Below are 15,746 nucleotides of genomic sequence, written 5' to 3' on the forward strand. Positions count from 1 at the left end.
GTGTTCGAGTTGGACGGCAAATATTTGCTTCTTTACCAGATAATAACCGTATTCTTAAGCGGGAACGAGAACGATGGTTGTTGGAAAATCAACGGGATGAGTGCTTTGCTGATATGTACGTACATCCCCAGGAAATTGATTACAACATAGAAACTTTGTTTGAACTTATTGATGCTTCGGGTTTGGATTTTGTGGGTTTTTCTAATCCAAGTTTTTGGGATTTAGAGAGACTTTTGAGTAAAGCACCGGAGTTAGTGGAACGAGCTAAAGAGTTGAGCGATCGCCAGCGTTATCGCTTAATAGAATTATTAGATCCGGAAGTGAGTCACTACGAGTTTTTCTTAAATCGTCCCCCGTTACCCAAAACAGATTGGTCAGAACCAGACACACTACTAGCAGCAATTCCAGAAAGAAATCCATGCATAGAAGGCTTCCCTAGTCAATGTCTGTTGAACTACGATTACCAACTTGTTAACTTATCGGAAGCGGAGTTAAAGTTTTTACAAAGTTGTGATGGGAAATCAACAGTCAACAGAATTTTGGCAACCGTACAGATAGAGATAGAGAGGGTGCGAGAGCTTCTCAAACAACAGCTAATTATGTTAACACCAGTTTGAAAGAATGACCTTGCCAACTTGAGACGCACAGCACCACTCAAACGGTAGAATAAGAGTTAAAAGAATATTCGCGGACTAGATCCCCGACTTCTTAAAGAAGTTGGGGATCTTAGAGTCGATCGATGGGTAAAAAGGTAAAAAATTATCCTTATTTATCCAAAATTTTTGTATTAAAAATCCATTCTATGCATTTGTATCTACTAATATTTTTCTGCAGACAATAAGTTAATTGTTTTTTTCTAAAGTATTGTTACCCAATCGTGATATGATTCAGCTGGCTGAGCAAACAGTCAACACAAATAACTGTACTAGTTTCAACTCCCGTGAGCTTGTCAGACGAATCAATTAAATCCACTAGGGCAACAGGACAAGATTCAAATCCCGGTTTGGAGAATCCAGAACGGAAAAGCTCTTCCATGCAAGAGTTTTACCATCTCTACCGGGAGTTGTTAGTCATCACTCTTGTCTTGACAGGGATTATATTTATCTCTGTATGGGTTTTGTATTCCCGAAACGTTGCTCTGAATTATTTACTTGGAGCATGCACGGGTGTGGTTTACTTGAGGATGTTGGCAAAAGATGTTGAGCGTTTGAGCAGAGAAAATCGCAAGCTGAGCAAAACTCGGTTAGCTTTATTAGTAGGAGTTATTTTACTGGCATCCCAGTGGAATAAACTGCAAATATTGCCAATATTTTTGGGATTTCTCACCTACAAAGGTACGCTTCTCATCTACGTAGTTAGGGGGGCATTTATCCCTGACTCGTAAAAGCTCCACCAGACCTTAAAAGGCGATGGCGCGAGTGCTTTTCGGGAGGAAAATCCATACCGAGATGGCTTGCCTCTTTATCTCCAGTTAAGATTGGAGAATCGAACGACATGGAAAGAAAATGGTGAATTTTCTGAACGTTTTCCCTTCTTTCCCTCTTGCCTCATTAGAAGTGGGTCACCATTTCTACTGGCAATTGGGTAACCTGAAACTGCACGGGCAGGTTTTTCTCACCTCTTGGTTTGTAATTGCTATTTTAGTAATAGCTTCACTAGCAGCGACTCGCAGCATCCAAAAAATTCCTAGCGGCATACAGAATCTCATGGAATATGCCCTAGAGTTTATTAGAGATCTGACGAAAAATCAAATTGGTGAGAAAGAGTACCGCCCTTGGGTGCCATTCATCGGCACGCTGTTTCTGTTTATCTTCGTATCGAATTGGTCGGGCGCTCTGGTTCCTTGGAAGGTCATCAAATTACCGTCGGGAGAGTTGGCTGCTCCGACCAATGATATAAACACGACAGTAGCACTGGCGTTACTGACTTCGTTAGCTTACTTTTACGCGGGTTTTAGCAAGCGCGGTTTGGGTTACTTCAAAAAGTATATAGAACCGACGCCGATCTTATTACCGATCGCGATTCTTGAAGATTTCACCAAGCCTCTATCCCTAAGCTTCCGACTATTTGGTAACATTTTGGCGGATGAGTTAGTTGTGGCTGTATTAGTTCTTCTAGTTCCTTTGTTCGTGCCTCTGCCAGTCATGGCTTTGGGATTATTTACCAGTGCCATTCAAGCCTTGGTATTTGCTACCCTAGCTGCGGCATACATTCACGAGGCACTAGAGGGACATGGTGATGAAGAACACGAACCTCATTGAGTTTCTCACAAGATTTTAGGTGGCGTGAATATTAAGTTCAAGCGCAATCTAAAATCTAAGAATCTCTCAAATCAAAAACCGTTCATTTTGTAGTAAAGGTAAGGAAATCAAGATGGATCCATTAGTTTCTGCTGCTTCAGTTCTAGCTGCTGCTTTGGCGATTGGTTTGGCTGCGATTGGACCTGGTATTGGTCAAGGAAATGCTGCAGGTCAAGCAGTAGAAGGTATTGCCCGTCAGCCAGAAGCTGAAGGAAAAATTCGTGGAACTTTGCTGTTGACCCTAGCGTTCATGGAATCCCTAACCATTTACGGTCTAGTAATTGCCCTAGTACTATTGTTCGCTAACCCATTTTCCTAAGACTTAAAAACTTGTCAGTTGTAAAGGGATTTCCAAGAAATAAATGTCTCCGGAATGTGGGATTAAATTGCCATTTTGTGGGACTAAATTACCATTTTGTGGGGCTAAGTAACTCATTTTGTGGGACTAAGTAACTCATTTTGTGGGACGGGCGTCCTCGCCCGTTCAGTATGAGTGGCGGGCATCAATCCCGCACCACAAGAAATTTTGGGAGTCCTTACAACTGACAATACCTTTAAAAGTCAACCGATCCTTAGATAACTATAAGGATCTCCAAAATGAAAGGTTAGACGATCGTAGATGCCACAAAAACAGCGGTTCGAGCCGAATAAGGAGAGAAATGTTTGATTTCGATGCTACTTTGCCTGTGATGGCATTGCAGTTCCTGCTGTTGGCAGCTCTATTGAACGTGATTTTCTACAAGCCACTAACTAAAGCGCTGGACGATCGGGAAAATTACATCCGAACGAACAATCTTGAAGCAAAAGAACGTTTGGCTAAAGCCGAGCGCTTGACCAAAGACTACGAACAGCAGTTAGCAGACGCTCGCCGCCAAGCACAATCTGTGGTAGCACAAGCTCAGGCTGAAGCACAAAAGATAACTGCCGAAAAAGTAGCCGAGGCGCAAAAAGAAGCCCAAGCTCAGCGAGAACAGGTGGCTCAAGACATAGACCAGCAAAAGCAAGAGGCAATGCGTTCATTAGAGCAACAAGTCGATGCCCTCAGTAGGCAAATTCTAGACAAACTACTGGAACCAACTTATTAAATAGAGCGGTTCTGTGTAAGCTTACGCGCAACGGGGCGTTGCTCCGGTCAGCGCTTCATTCGAGTGTCAATTTGACACTTTTTCCCTTGGGGAAAATTCAACGTAACTAGCAAGGGAGCAGCGCAGTTGTAAATGGGTATTATAGGGACTGTTTTATTTTTAGCCACTGAGGCAATAGCAGGAGCAGAATCAGAAGGCGGTTTCGGTCTGAATGCGGACATTTTAGAAACCAACATCATTAACTTAGCGATTCTCATTGGCGTCTTAGTATACTTTGGACGTAATGTTTTGAGCAATACCCTGAACGAACGGCGCTCAAATATTGAAGCGACAATTCAGGAAGCAGAAGCGCGTGCAAAGGAGGCAGCGAGCGCCCTCTTTGAGGCTCAGCAAAGACTGACTCAGGCGCAAGCAGAAGCACAGCGAATCGTCAAAGCGTCTGAAGAAAGTGCTCGCGCATCTCGCGAAGCAATTCTGGCAGAAGCAGCTAAGGACGTGCAACGCTTGAAAGAAACCGCATCTCGAGATTTAGATACGGAAAGGGAAAAAGCGATCGCAGAAGTAAGAGCGCGAGTCGTCGCTTTGGCATTGCAAAAAGTCGAGTCGCAACTGCAGACTGGAATTGCCGACGATGCTCAACATAGATTAATCGATCGCAGCATAGCGCTACTCGGAGGAAGTTGATGGCAAGCAACGTAGCAACATCTGAAATAGCTAATCCCTACGCTCAAGCGTTGATGTCACTGGCTCAAGCAAGAAACCTGACAGATCGTTTCGGCGAAGATGTCCGTTCTTTACTTAGTTTGCTTGGTGAAAGTGAGGAGTTGCGAAACTTCCTCATTAACCCATTTGTGAAGCTAGAAGATAAAAAAGCTGTCATCACCCGTATCCTTGGAGATGGTGCTGATACTTACTTCCGAAACTTTTTGCTGCTGCTGGTAGATAGAAGGCGGATTTCATTGCTAGAACCTATTTGTCAGCAATATTTAGCGCTTTTGCGGCAACTCAAACAAACTGTTCTTGCGGAAGTTGTTTCTGCAGTTCCCCTTTCCGAAGCACAGCAACAATCTGTTAGAGAAAAAGTCATTGCGTTGACTAATGCTCGTGAAGTGGAATTGGATACAAAAATCGAGCGCGATTTGATTGGTGGTGTCATCATTAGAGTAGGATCTCAAGTGATTGACGCCAGTATACGCGGTCAGTTGCGTCGCCTATCATTACGCTTAACTAGCGCATAATTGAGGGAATGGGGAATAGCGAATAGGGAATGGGGAAAGCAGTAACCTAAATTCCCCATTCCCTAATCCCCAATCCCCGAGCCCCAAATTTTTAGTAGAGTTCCAAGTTCTAAAGAGTAAGTCAAATGGCAATTAGTATCAGACCAGACGAAATCAGCAACATTATTCAGCAACAGATAGAACAATACGACCAACAAGTCAAAGTCAAGAATGTTGGTACTGTTCTACAAGTGGGTGACGGTATTGCCCGCATCTACGGTCTTGACAAGGTCATGGCAAGCGAGCTACTAGAGTTTGAAGACGGTACTGTTGGCATCGCCCAAAACTTGGAAGAAGACAACGTGGGTGCGGTGCTGATCGGTGATGGTCGTCAAATTCAAGAAGGTAGTTCTGTAACTGCAACTGGCAGAATTGCTCAAATCCCGGTGGGAGAAGCAATGGTTGGACGGGTTGTAGATTCTCTCGGTCGCCCCATTGATGGCAAAGGGGATATCAAAACCACAGAAACCCGTTTGATTGAATCGCCAGCACCTGGTATTGTTGCTCGTCGTTCCGTACACGAACCCATGCAAACGGGAATCACAGCTATTGATGCTATGATTCCTGTCGGTCGCGGTCAACGGGAATTGATTATTGGTGACCGTCAAACTGGAAAAACTGCGATCGCAATTGACACCATCCTCAACCAAAAAGAAGAGGATGTAATTTGCGTATACGTTGCGATCGGTCAAAAAGCTTCCACTGTAGCTAACGTAGTACAAACACTGCAAGACAGAGGCGCGTTGGACTACACAATTGTTGTCGCCGCCAATGCCAGTGACGCTGCTACCCTACAATATTTGGCTCCATACACTGGTGCTACCCTTGCTGAGTACTTTATGTACAAAGGGAAAGCGACCCTGGTTATTTACGATGACCTTTCCAAGCAAGCTCAAGCTTATCGTCAAATGTCCTTGCTACTACGTCGCCCACCCGGACGGGAAGCTTACCCTGGAGACGTTTTCTACATCCACTCCCGCTTATTGGAACGGGCAGCTAAGCTCAACGATGAACTCGGTGCTGGTAGCATGACTGCTCTACCCATCATCGAAACCCAAGCAGGTGACGTATCCGCTTACATCCCCACCAACGTGATTTCTATCACTGACGGACAGATTTTCTTGTCTTCTGACTTGTTTAACGCTGGTATTCGTCCGGCGATTAACCCCGGTATTTCCGTATCTCGGGTGGGTTCAGCTGCTCAAACCAAGGCAATGAAAAAAGTTGCTGGTAAGTTGAAGCTGGAGTTAGCTCAGTTTGACGAATTGCAAGCTTTCGCACAATTTGCTTCTGACTTGGATAAAGCCACTCAAGACCAGTTGGCAAGAGGTGCTCGTTTGCGGGAACTCCTGAAACAGCCACAAAACTCTCCTCTGTCAGTTTACGAGCAAGTTGCTATTCTTTACGCTGGTATTAACGGTTACTTAGATGACGTACCAGCAAACAAGGTGACTGCTTTTACTAAGGGTCTGCGCGAATATTTGAAGACTAGCAAGCCTCAGTATACAGATACCGTAAAGGCAAAGAAAGTTCTAGGTGATGATGAGGAAAAAGCCCTCAAGGAAGCAATTACCGAATTCAAGAAGACCTTCTTAGCAACAGCGTAATTTAGTCATTGGTCATTGGTCATTAGTCATTCGTCATTGGTCTCTTAATCTTTTAACAAAAGACAAAGGACAAAGAACAAATGACTAATGACAAAGGACAAATAACAAATGACTGATGACTAATGACAAAGGACAAAGAACAAAAATATGCCAAATCTAAAAGCAATACGCGATCGCATTCAGTCGGTCAAAAATACTAAGAAAATTACAGAAGCCATGCGGCTTGTAGCTGCTGCTAGGGTACGTCGCGCTCAAGAACAGGTGATTGCGACTCGTCCCTTTGCAGACCGTTTGGCTCAAGTCCTGTACGGTTTGCAAACTCGCTTGCGGTTTGAAGATGCAGACCTACCCCTACTGCGGAAAAGAGAAGTCCGGTCTGTAGGGTTGCTCGTGATTTCAGGCGACAGAGGATTGTGCGGCGGTTACAACAACAACATTATTAAGCGTGCTGAAAACCGTGCCAAAGAAATTAAGGCAGAAGGTCTTGACTACACATTTGTCATTGTAGGACGCAAAGCGTCTCAGTACTTCCAACGCCGAGAGCAACCTATTGATGCAACCTACACTGGCTTAGAGCAGATTCCTACTGCAGCAGAAGCCACAAAGATTTCTGACGAACTACTTTCCTTGTTCCTGTCTGAAAAAGTAGACCGGATTGAGTTAGTATACACCAAGTTCGTTTCTTTGGTGAGTTCTCGTCCCGTAGTGCAAACCCTACTTCCTCTCGATCCCCAGGGTTTGGAAGCACAGGATGATGAAATTTTCCGATTAACGACTCGTGGCGGTCAATTTGAGGTAGAGCGATCGAAAGTCGCTACCCCAACACGGACTTTGCCTCGTGACATGATTTTTGAGCAAGACCCCGTACAAATTCTTGATTCTTTGCTACCTCTGTATCTGAGCAACCAGTTACTGAGAGCACTACAAGAATCTGCTGCTAGCGAACTAGCAGCGCGGATGACAGCCATGAGTAGTGCTAGCGACAACGCTAAAGAACTCATCAATTCCCTCACCCGGTCATACAACAAAGCCCGTCAAGCCTCCATTACCGATCAAATTCTTGAGGTGGTCAGTGGTGCGGAAGCGCTGAAGTAAAGTAATTTGGGATGCGTGGATTTTAGATTTTGGATTAACCAATTTTAGATTTGGGATTTGGGATTTGGGATTTGGGATTTGGGATTGAATCTGAAATTCAAAATCTGAAATCTCTTACTGGTATATGAGATTGCGTCTAAAATCCCAAATCTAAAATCTAAAATTTCTTGTGGTACATGGGATTGCGCCTACAATCCCAAATCTAAAATCTAAAATCCCAAATTTCTTTGTGGCACATTTTGAAATTCCGCACTACAATAGAACATATAAACCACACGGGGCTTTAACGGTTTCGACGTGGTGGCGAAAGCTGCTCTATGATTCAGGTCGAGAGTGAGTCGTCTCTCGAAAATCAAAGGCTCAAAAAAATAGATGCAAACAACATCGTACCTTTTGCTCGTAAGCACGCTACTGTAGCTGCATAATAACCTCTAACTGGTTCGAGCGCTTCTAGTCTGACTCCGTTAAAGGCTAGAGGCAAACCCCCAACGGATGCGCTAGCAGTGTTCTCTGGTTGGCTGTTGGCTAAGATTTAATCAGAGCATCCTACCGTTCGGGATAAAGAACGTTCCCCGCCCTGAGGGTAAAAAGGGCTAAACCTGTGAATGAGTGGGGGGTCAATACCCATTGCGGACATGGGTTCAACTCCCATAAGCTCCATAAGTAAATATAAGGGTGTACCCATCAGTTGATAAGTTTCACTGATGGGTTCGCTTTTAGGACTCAAAAATCAAATACCATGGCTATGGGTAGATCGGAAGTTCTTGTTATTTGTGAAAATCCAGCTTGTAGCAAAGAATTTATCAAGCGTTTGGCTGAAGTTAAGAGAAGCGCAAAATTAGGAAGACAGCATTTTTGTTCTAAATCGTGTTACGGAAAGTTTAAAGGTTTAATTAATTTTGGTAACAAGATAAATAAAGATACCTCTTATTTGCGGAACATCATTAGAAGGGATGCTTTTTCTCCCTATAGATATCACTTAAAAGTGATGAAAAAGTCTTCTAAGCATAGAAAACAAGAATGTACAGTGGCGTTAGAAGACTTAAAATATTTGTGGGAAAAACAAAACGGTATTTGCCCTTATACTGGTTGGGAACTAGTTCTTCTGCCAAGCACTAATGATTATGAGAATACTCGTTTAACAATTAACAGAGCAAGTGTGGATCGTCTTGATTCTACGCAAGGTTATTCTCTGGACAATATTCAGTTTGTTGCTGTCATTGCTAATTTTGCTAAAAACGCTTTTTTGGAAGAAGATTTAATCAATTTTTGCTACGACGTTTATAACTATAAAAATACAAGAGTTGCAAATTCAATTGCAGAGCCAACTTGCAAGATTTTAAATAATTTATTTTCTAGCGAGCGCAGAGATAAATACTCACCTTTTCGGCAACATTTGAAATTGGCAAGAAGACGAGTCAAAACTCATGGACGGGAATGTACTATTACACTGGAATATCTTCAGGAACTTTGGGAAAAGCAAGACGGACGATGCCCGTATACTGGTTGGCAATTAGACAATCCTGAGACAACTGCTCATTGGAACAGTCATAAACTACATCCTAGAACGGCTAGTTTAGACAGGATAGATTCTTCAGTTGGTTACATACAAGGAAATGTTCAATTTGTTAGTGTAATGGCTAACTTTGCTAAGAGAGATTTTCAAGAAGAAGAACTTTTAGAGTTTTGTAAGTCTGTAGTTAACTACAGACAACTAGAGGATGTCTGAAAGATACAACGGTTGTAAAATCTCTGCTTTTCGATACAAAATATATAAGTTCAATATAAGCTTTCTTACAAATCATACATAAAATGAATTTAAAAAAAAGCAAATATCTGATATAATCTGAAAGCAAATAAAAGACCATGAGTAACAATTTCCTAGCAAGAGTTAATGCCAAAGAATAGTCTCTTTGGCTACAAAAACTATTTGAAAGAAAATAAAATCTTTAACAACTTTACAAAAAGAATTATGAGCACAATAGGAGCAGAAACGACGACTGACGATTCATGCTCGGAGAGAATTAATGGTTGCGCTCGCAGAGAACGCCCAAAAAAGGCTAACTATACAAACTGTTGAAATAGCTCCTAATACAACCGCGATTCGCTGTCTCGATTGGGATCGCGATCGCTTTGACATTGAATTTGGATTGCAAAATGGTACGACTTACAACTCGTATCTAATTAAAGGTGACAGGATAGCATTAGTTGATACCGCCCACACTAAGTTTCGCGAACAGTATTTAAATACGCTCAAAAGCCTTGTTAACCCGAAGGCAATTGATTACATCATTGTCAGCCACACAGAACCAGACCACAGTGGCTTGGTGGAAGATGTGCTCCAATTAGCCCCAAGAGCGACTGTTTTAGCATCCAAAGTTGCTCTACAGTTTCTGGACAACCTAGTACAAAACAGGTTTACACTATCAAGTAAATTTTTTAGTGGAATGGGTATTTGGCGTTTGTTCGGCGCACAGCCCAATAACAGAAGGACAGGGCAATAATGGTAGCAGCCAGAGCAAATCGATCGATCCTTGAATTTCACTCCCCAAAGCAGCGATCGCAAATGCAGAAGCTGTGATTTGAGTTGCTTCCAAAGCCGTAAAATTACCCAAGCTTCGATCTAAAAGTTCATTCAGATTTTGTTTGGAAGAGCGTATAACTATGCGAACGTGTTGATTTAGCACTATAACAGCAAAAGCCGTGTCTATATTCACACGCTCATCACTAGTAACTATGAAGACAGTTTGACACTGTTGAATCTTTGCTTTTGCCAGAACATCTGGTTGTCGGCAATCACCGAGCGCCAGTTCTTCCAATAAATCTGGTATATTGTTCACTTCCCAAATGCTGGGCAAAGCAATATCGATTGCAGTGACACTTACACCAAATTCTTTGAGTTTAGCAACACAGTATTGACCCAAACTTCCTAATCCACAGACTAAGAAGTAGGATCGTGGAGTTTCTGTTTGGGCTTCGTCATTTGTCATTTGTCACTCCCCACTCCCTACTCCTTAGTTCTTATTTTTCTTGAAGCCCTTGCTGTTTTACACCGATGACAGAACCTTGCCCTCCTAGTTGAGAACCAGTAATGCCGTTGTTCAACCGAGAACTAGCTGCTTGTAGGGTGATGTTAGGTAATGGTACATAACCAACTTGTAATACCAAGTTGACGTTCTCTGGTGCTAAGTAAAAATTAGTAAAGGCTTTCACTTCTGGACGAGTAGCTGACGCTTTCTTCACATAGATAAAAATTGGACGAGAAAGCGGCTGATAGCGAGAATCTGCCACTGTTTGAGCGCTGGGCTGTACGCAGCCATAACCATTGTCGATGCTAGCTAGCTTAAGCTTGTTTCTATTGGCACTATAGTAAGCATAGCCAAAAAAGCCCAATGCATTTGGATCTTGAGAAATTCCCTGAACTAGAGCATTGTCGTTTTCGCTCTTAGTGTAATCACCTCGACTTTTCCCTTCTTGACCTACAACCGCCAAGGTGAAATAATCGTAAGTCCCAGAGTCACTACCAGGACCAAATAACTTTAATGGTTGATTGGGGAAGCTAGAACGAATTTGATTCCAATTATTGACTTTGCCTTCAGCTCCAGGTTCCCACATCTTTTTTAGTTCGCTCACTTTGAGACACTGAACGAAGTCATTTTTTGCGTTAACGACAACAGAGAGACTATCGAAAGCTACTGGTAATTCAATGTATTCTATGTTGTTTGTTTGACAAAGCTTGACTTCTTCTTCATTAATTGGGCGAGAAGCGTCTGTAATATCAGTTTCCCCTGCACAGAATTTCTTGAAACCCCCACCAGTACCGGAAAAGGCTACATTAATTTTCACACCAGAGTTAGCTTTTTGAAACTCTTGTGCCATCACTTTAGAAACAGGAAACACAGTACTAGAGCCATCTATCTTTATAGTTCCTGACAAATTTGTTGTGCTAGTACTAACATTTTCTGCTTGATTCACGGCTTCTGGAAAACTAGCAGTTGTATCATCAGCCTGATTGTTACTGCAAGCAGATGCTCCTAACAAGAGAGTAGCTAAACAACTGACAAATGTAATACGAGTATTTTGAACAAACATCCTCTTTTCAACCTGTCTAGAAAATGGGGCATGGGGCACAGGGCATAGGGCATTTATCTGCCGGATTGAACTGTTTCTGGAGTTAATGTGCGCTCGTCTTTAGCATCTGGGACTAATTTTTCCAGTAACCGAGCGATCGTTGGCAGAAATATGATGACTACAACTACGCCAATGAGGTTAAAGATGATTTGAGCATTAGCAACTTGGCGACCTACACCTGCTCCACCCGAAATCGCTAAAACCAGTTGCACTAATAGCGGAGCAAAGATAATCCCTAAGATGGCACTTACCAGGTTGAACAGAAAATGGAATAATCCTGTCCTTAAGGCTGAGCGACCGCGCCCTACAGTAGCCAATAGGGTATCAGCACAGGTACCAACTTCAGCACCCAACATGATGGCAACACCTGCAGGGAGTGAAATTAAACCAGAACTTGCTAAGGTAATAACGATCGCCACTGTAGCAGAAGAAGATTGAATAATCAGCGTAAAAATCGCCCCAACGACTGCACCTAGCAATGGATTTTTTCCTAGAGTTTGCATCAAGTCAATGAAAGGCTGATAGTTTCTGAACGGCTTCATGGCTTCATCGATCGCTTCCAGACCGTAAAACATTAAGCCAAAACCTAGCAGAATAATCCCAATATTTTTCTGTACTTTTGTCTTGCCAATGAACAGCATTAACATTCCTAGAAACATCAGTAGTGGGACGTACTGCTCGATGTTGAGCGAGATAATTTGTGCGCCCACTGCTGTGCCAATATTGGAACCCAGAACCACACCGAGAGACTGTACAAATGTCAGTACTCCAGCACTGACCATGGCAATTACCATGATGATGGTCACAGAGGAAGATTCGAGTACGGTTGTAGCAACAACTCCTGTTAGAACTCCAGCAAAGCGATTAGTCGTACATTTGCTCAAGAAACCTTTCATCCGGTCTGTACCGATCTCTTCTAGTCCTTCAGAGAGGCGGGTTACACCGTAAATAAATAGTACCAAACCTGCCAAGGCACCCATAGCCATAGCAAAGAAGTTTATGGCTTTTGATTTCCCTTCGCTTTTGGATGCTCCACTAGATGCATAAGCAGCTTGAGCAATATCAAATTTGATAGCTGGTTGAACATCTAGAGGCTTCGCTGTCTGTATACTGGTGTTAACTTCTACTAGTGATACATTGGATGACTGTTCGGGAGTTAATAAAGCGGGATAAATAATGACAGTCATTACGAAAAAACCAATACTCAACCATTCAAGCAATTTTCTATTGCATTTCGCGATAGAGAACATAGTCGCTCCTTCTCAACGTGAGTTTCAGTGCTATACAGATGCGTATTATGATGTGAGCTATATATGTTGCATAGATTTATTTAAATCTATGCAGATTTTATCACCAGAACTTACAATATTTCTTTTCTTTTTTCTTAAAAACTTTAGTGTGTTTAATAACTAAAAAATAAACTCTTGATAATCAAAACTTAACTTTTATATGAAGTATTATGGTAGTCTATGGAAGATTTTAAGAGGATGTTCAACACAAATAAAGAGAGCGCAATGCGGACTACAAGAAATCAAAGCTTGTGTCTGTAATGTTGCTCTCTTATGTGTAGTTCAGCAATCGAATAAGAGTCTCATATAACAAATATGGTTTAAAAAAGAAAATATTTTTTTAAAAACAATTTATATATTACTTGTATTATGTTTTGCTTGGAATATAGATAGTAATTCTATTACATTTCAGAATGCTGATGACGAAAAGGAGTTTCAGAAAAGTTTTGTAATTGGCTCGCTAAGAACATTTTTAGAGAATGCGATCGCTCTTCATGCTACAGCACATCTTTTGACAAATGCTTATTTTTGAATTGCAATCAATGATTGGATATTATGCAAAGTGCTGATGAAATTGAGTCGATCGCTGAAATGATTGTGCGTTTAGTATGCGAATATGAAGCTCGACAAGCAGCCCTCGAAGCAAAAAAAGTACAAATATCTACCACTTTACCACTTTCTCCTCATTCACAACCACGCAACTGATGTACTTTTATTTCCTAAATGGTTCGGATAAAATTCCAAGAATTTCTTCAAGTTGTGCAATGAAGTATTCTGTCCTGTCAATTCTGATGATTTGTGCTTCGAGTGTTAAAAATTTCCACAATGTACCAGTTGATACTGCTCCATATATTGTTGTCGATTGTCCTTTGCGATCGTTAAAGATTTGAGCAGCTACCATTTCAGCTACGCATTGTCCTAAACCCACTTTAATGTCATTATCTTTGGCTTCAACGACTGTCATAACTGGAGCCGTAATTAACAATTGGTTATCTGAGGCGGTCAAAATAAAATCACAGACCCCATTCAGTCCTCTACTTTCATCTACGTTAAATGAATTTCCTGAAAAATAACCAATTTTGCCTGGAAACATTCTTCTAATTTCTAGAAGAATCGGAGTGATAATTAATTCAGACCTTGCCTTTTCAGTACTGATATTAGTAGCTAGCTCTAGGGTTTCTTCTAGAGCTTCTTTTAATCGTTGAGATGGTTGAATTGGAGGAACTTGAGCAAATAGACTATGACTTTCTTCAAGAATAAGGTTTAGGTCATTAATTGCTTTATCAAGAGTTTTGAAATCGCTGTATGACATTACAATATAAAGAGTTCTTCTTGTTTTTATAAAATTTATACATTATTATAACTAAAATTAGTACCTTAAAAGCCTGTATATAGGGAGGCTTTTTCATGACGGAGACGAATGAAAACAAACAACTATCAAGAATGGTTTTAAAAGGCTTTAAATCTATTACAGGGTGTGAAATTGAACTTTCTAGAGTAAACGTTTTAATTGGAGCGAACGGTGCGGGTAAATCTAATTTTATCGGTTTTTTTCGGATGATTCAGCAGTTGCTTGAACGCAACCTGCAAGTTTTTGTCAGTCGCCAGGGAGGACCAGATGCGTTATTATATTTTGGGCGCAAAACAACAGAACAACTAGAATTTCAGTTATACTTTGGCAATAATGGGTACTTCGCCACTTTAGAACCAACCCAGGATAATCGTCTGATGTTTGCGAAGGAGTCCTTTTGGTGGAATGTGAGTGGTGAGCGAGAAATAGGTAGGGGACATTTTGAGACACAAGCTTTCGTTGATACAAGAACAGGAATTGACGAGTATGTTTTGTCTGCTATGCAGCAGTGGCGGGTTTATCATTTTCATGACACTAGTGACAGTGCTTATGTCAAGCAGCCGCATGGTATCAATGACAATGCTTACCTACGGACTGATGCACGTAATCTTGCATCTTTTCTGTATCTGTTGCGCGATCGCAACCCAGCCTCCTATCAGAAAATCGTCAAAACTATCCGGCTTGTTGCTCCGTTTTTCGGAGACTTTTACCTGCGTTCCTCTCCACAAAACAGAGAAGTTATCGAACTAGAATGGTTTGAGCGAGGGCAAGATATTCCATTCAAGGCACACCTGCTTTCAGATGGTACGCTGCGTTTCATGTGTCTGGCAACCGTTTTCCTGCAACCTGAAGAGCTTCAGCCAGAGACAATTCTAGTTGATGAGCCAGAACTGGGTCTTCATCCCTATGCCATCACCATCTTAGCATCATTAATACGGAGTACCCCCAAACAAGTAATAATTTCAACCCAATCAGTAGAACTGCTCAATGAATTTGATGCAAATGATATTATTGTAGTAGACCGTAATGAAGGAAAATCATTATTTCACAGGCTGAATCAACACGAGTTGGAGGAATGGCTTAAGGATTATACCTTGGGCGAGCTTTGGAAAAAGAACGTTGTTGGAGGAAGACCTTCACGATGATTCGGGTAAATATTTTTATAGCTATAATCAGAGCTAAAAGCAAACCGGACTAGGTTTCCTATGGCTGTACCTACAGAAATTCGTCAGAGAGCGATCGCTTTACTCGAACAATTACCAGGAGAATCTTTAGTAAAGGCTGTTGAATTTTTGGAAACCCTTTCTCACGAGGCGCTACAGGTATCGAAATCACCAAAGTCCTCACCTGATGAAGTCGCTTTGCTTCAAATTATTCAACGCCGTCTGTCTTCTGAAGAACAAGATAGATTGGCTTACCTGCGTCAGCGAAACGAGATGGGAGCCATTACAGACACAGAGTATAAAGAGTTACTAACGTATATTGAGCGCGTTGAGCAACAAGATGCTAAACGTGCAGAAGCATTGATAAAATTGGCTCAACTTCGTCAGGTCAATTTACAAGTGCTAATTAACGAGTTCTTGCCTACACATAGCAACGTAGCCTAATGTC

At 41.8% G+C, this 15,746-nt stretch carries 16 protein-coding genes, 1 other RNA gene and 2 pseudogenes; 15 read left to right on the forward strand and 4 right to left on the reverse strand.

The annotated features are described in order from the left end of the window. From ACKTT2_RS42280 to ACKTT2_RS42335, 12 genes and pseudogenes are all read left to right on the forward strand, one after another. Nucleotides 1–617, forward strand: a pseudogene (locus ACKTT2_RS42280) (SAM-dependent methyltransferase); the annotation flags it as partial. Between the two features lie 323 nt (nt 618–940). After that, nucleotides 941–1,384 (forward strand): ATP synthase subunit I, encoded by a 444-nt coding sequence (locus tag ACKTT2_RS42285; RefSeq protein WP_407897865.1) that lies wholly within the window; start codon nt 941–943, stop codon nt 1,382–1,384. 121 nt (nt 1,385–1,505) lie between these two features. Further along, nucleotides 1,506–2,261, forward strand: coding sequence for a F0F1 ATP synthase subunit A (gene atpB, locus ACKTT2_RS42290; protein WP_407897867.1), 756 nt, complete (start codon nt 1,506–1,508; stop codon nt 2,259–2,261). Nucleotides 2,262–2,373: 112 nt separating this feature from the next. After that, a complete protein-coding gene (atpE, locus tag ACKTT2_RS42295; protein ID WP_008233924.1) occupies nt 2,374–2,619 on the forward strand; it encodes an ATP synthase F0 subunit C in 246 nt (81 codons plus the stop codon). Nucleotides 2,620–2,959: 340 nt separating this feature from the next. Further along, nucleotides 2,960–3,385 (forward strand): F0F1 ATP synthase subunit B', encoded by a 426-nt coding sequence (locus ACKTT2_RS42300; protein ID WP_407897870.1) that lies wholly within the window; start codon nt 2,960–2,962, stop codon nt 3,383–3,385. A 132-nt stretch (nt 3,386–3,517) separates the two neighbouring features. After that, complete coding sequence (locus ACKTT2_RS42305; protein ID WP_407897872.1) at nt 3,518–4,069, forward strand: F0F1 ATP synthase subunit B; 552 nt, start codon at nt 3,518–3,520, stop codon at nt 4,067–4,069. Further along, nucleotides 4,069–4,623: an ATP synthase F1 subunit delta gene (gene atpH / locus ACKTT2_RS42310; RefSeq protein WP_407897874.1), complete on the forward strand. Its 555-nt coding sequence runs from the start codon at nt 4,069–4,071 to the stop codon at nt 4,621–4,623. Before ACKTT2_RS42305 ends, atpH begins: the two co-directional genes overlap by 1 nt. Nucleotides 4,624–4,748: 125 nt before the next feature. Next, entirely contained in the window at nt 4,749–6,269 is a 1,521-nt protein-coding gene (gene atpA / locus ACKTT2_RS42315; RefSeq protein ID WP_407897876.1) for a F0F1 ATP synthase subunit alpha, read from the forward strand. Between the two features lie 147 nt (nt 6,270–6,416). Further along, on the forward strand, nt 6,417–7,364 hold the full coding sequence (locus ACKTT2_RS42320; RefSeq protein ID WP_407897879.1) for a F0F1 ATP synthase subunit gamma: 948 nt from the start codon (nt 6,417–6,419) through the stop codon (nt 7,362–7,364). 277 nt (nt 7,365–7,641) lie between these two features. After that, nucleotides 7,642–8,027, forward strand: a transfer-messenger RNA (tmRNA) gene (gene ssrA / locus ACKTT2_RS42325). A 76-nt stretch (nt 8,028–8,103) separates the two neighbouring features. Beyond that, on the forward strand, nt 8,104–9,093 hold the full coding sequence (locus tag ACKTT2_RS42330) for a hypothetical protein (RefSeq protein ID WP_407897881.1): 990 nt from the start codon (nt 8,104–8,106) through the stop codon (nt 9,091–9,093). Nucleotides 9,094–9,391: 298 nt separating this feature from the next. Beyond that, nucleotides 9,392–9,787 (forward strand): annotated as a pseudogene (locus tag ACKTT2_RS42335) (oxygen-binding di-iron domain-containing protein); the annotation flags it as partial. Between the two features lie 3 nt (nt 9,788–9,790). Here ACKTT2_RS42335 and ACKTT2_RS42340 read toward each other — a convergent pair. From ACKTT2_RS42340 to ACKTT2_RS42350, 3 genes are read right to left on the reverse strand one after another with little or no spacing between them, the layout of a single operon-like run. Further along, entirely contained in the window at nt 9,791–10,354 is a 564-nt protein-coding gene (locus tag ACKTT2_RS42340) for an NAD-binding protein (protein ID WP_407897883.1), read from the reverse strand. Between the two features lie 31 nt (nt 10,355–10,385). After that, nucleotides 10,386–11,456: a PstS family phosphate ABC transporter substrate-binding protein gene (locus tag ACKTT2_RS42345; protein WP_407897885.1), complete on the reverse strand. Its 1,071-nt coding sequence runs from the start codon at nt 11,454–11,456 to the stop codon at nt 10,386–10,388. 53 nt (nt 11,457–11,509) lie between these two features. Beyond that, a complete protein-coding gene (locus tag ACKTT2_RS42350; RefSeq protein WP_407897887.1) occupies nt 11,510–12,682 on the reverse strand; it encodes a Na/Pi cotransporter family protein in 1,173 nt (390 codons plus the stop codon). A gap of 657 nt (nt 12,683–13,339) precedes the next feature. Between ACKTT2_RS42350 and ACKTT2_RS42355 the strand changes: the two genes are divergently transcribed. Further along, nucleotides 13,340–13,489 (forward strand): hypothetical protein, encoded by a 150-nt coding sequence (locus ACKTT2_RS42355; protein WP_407897889.1) that lies wholly within the window; start codon nt 13,340–13,342, stop codon nt 13,487–13,489. 7 nt (nt 13,490–13,496) lie between these two features. Here the strand turns inward: ACKTT2_RS42355 and ACKTT2_RS42360 are convergent, their stop codons facing one another. Beyond that, complete coding sequence (locus ACKTT2_RS42360) at nt 13,497–14,096, reverse strand: hypothetical protein (protein WP_407897891.1); 600 nt, start codon at nt 14,094–14,096, stop codon at nt 13,497–13,499. Between the two features lie 95 nt (nt 14,097–14,191). Here ACKTT2_RS42360 and ACKTT2_RS42365 point away from each other — a divergent pair, with 95 nt between their 5' ends. Continuing rightward, nucleotides 14,192–15,280 (forward strand): AAA family ATPase, encoded by a 1,089-nt coding sequence (locus ACKTT2_RS42365; protein ID WP_407897893.1) that lies wholly within the window; start codon nt 14,192–14,194, stop codon nt 15,278–15,280. 60 nt (nt 15,281–15,340) lie between these two features. After that, nucleotides 15,341–15,742 carry a hypothetical protein gene (locus ACKTT2_RS42370; protein ID WP_407897895.1) on the forward strand — a complete coding sequence of 134 codons (402 nt, stop codon included), beginning with the start codon at nt 15,341–15,343 and terminating at the stop codon, nt 15,740–15,742. Nucleotides 15,743–15,746: the final 4 nt, after the last annotated feature.

Source organism: Scytonema hankhaensis NUACC26, assembly GCF_045865695.1.
Lineage (GTDB): Bacteria > Cyanobacteriota > Cyanobacteriia > Cyanobacteriales > Nostocaceae > Scytonema.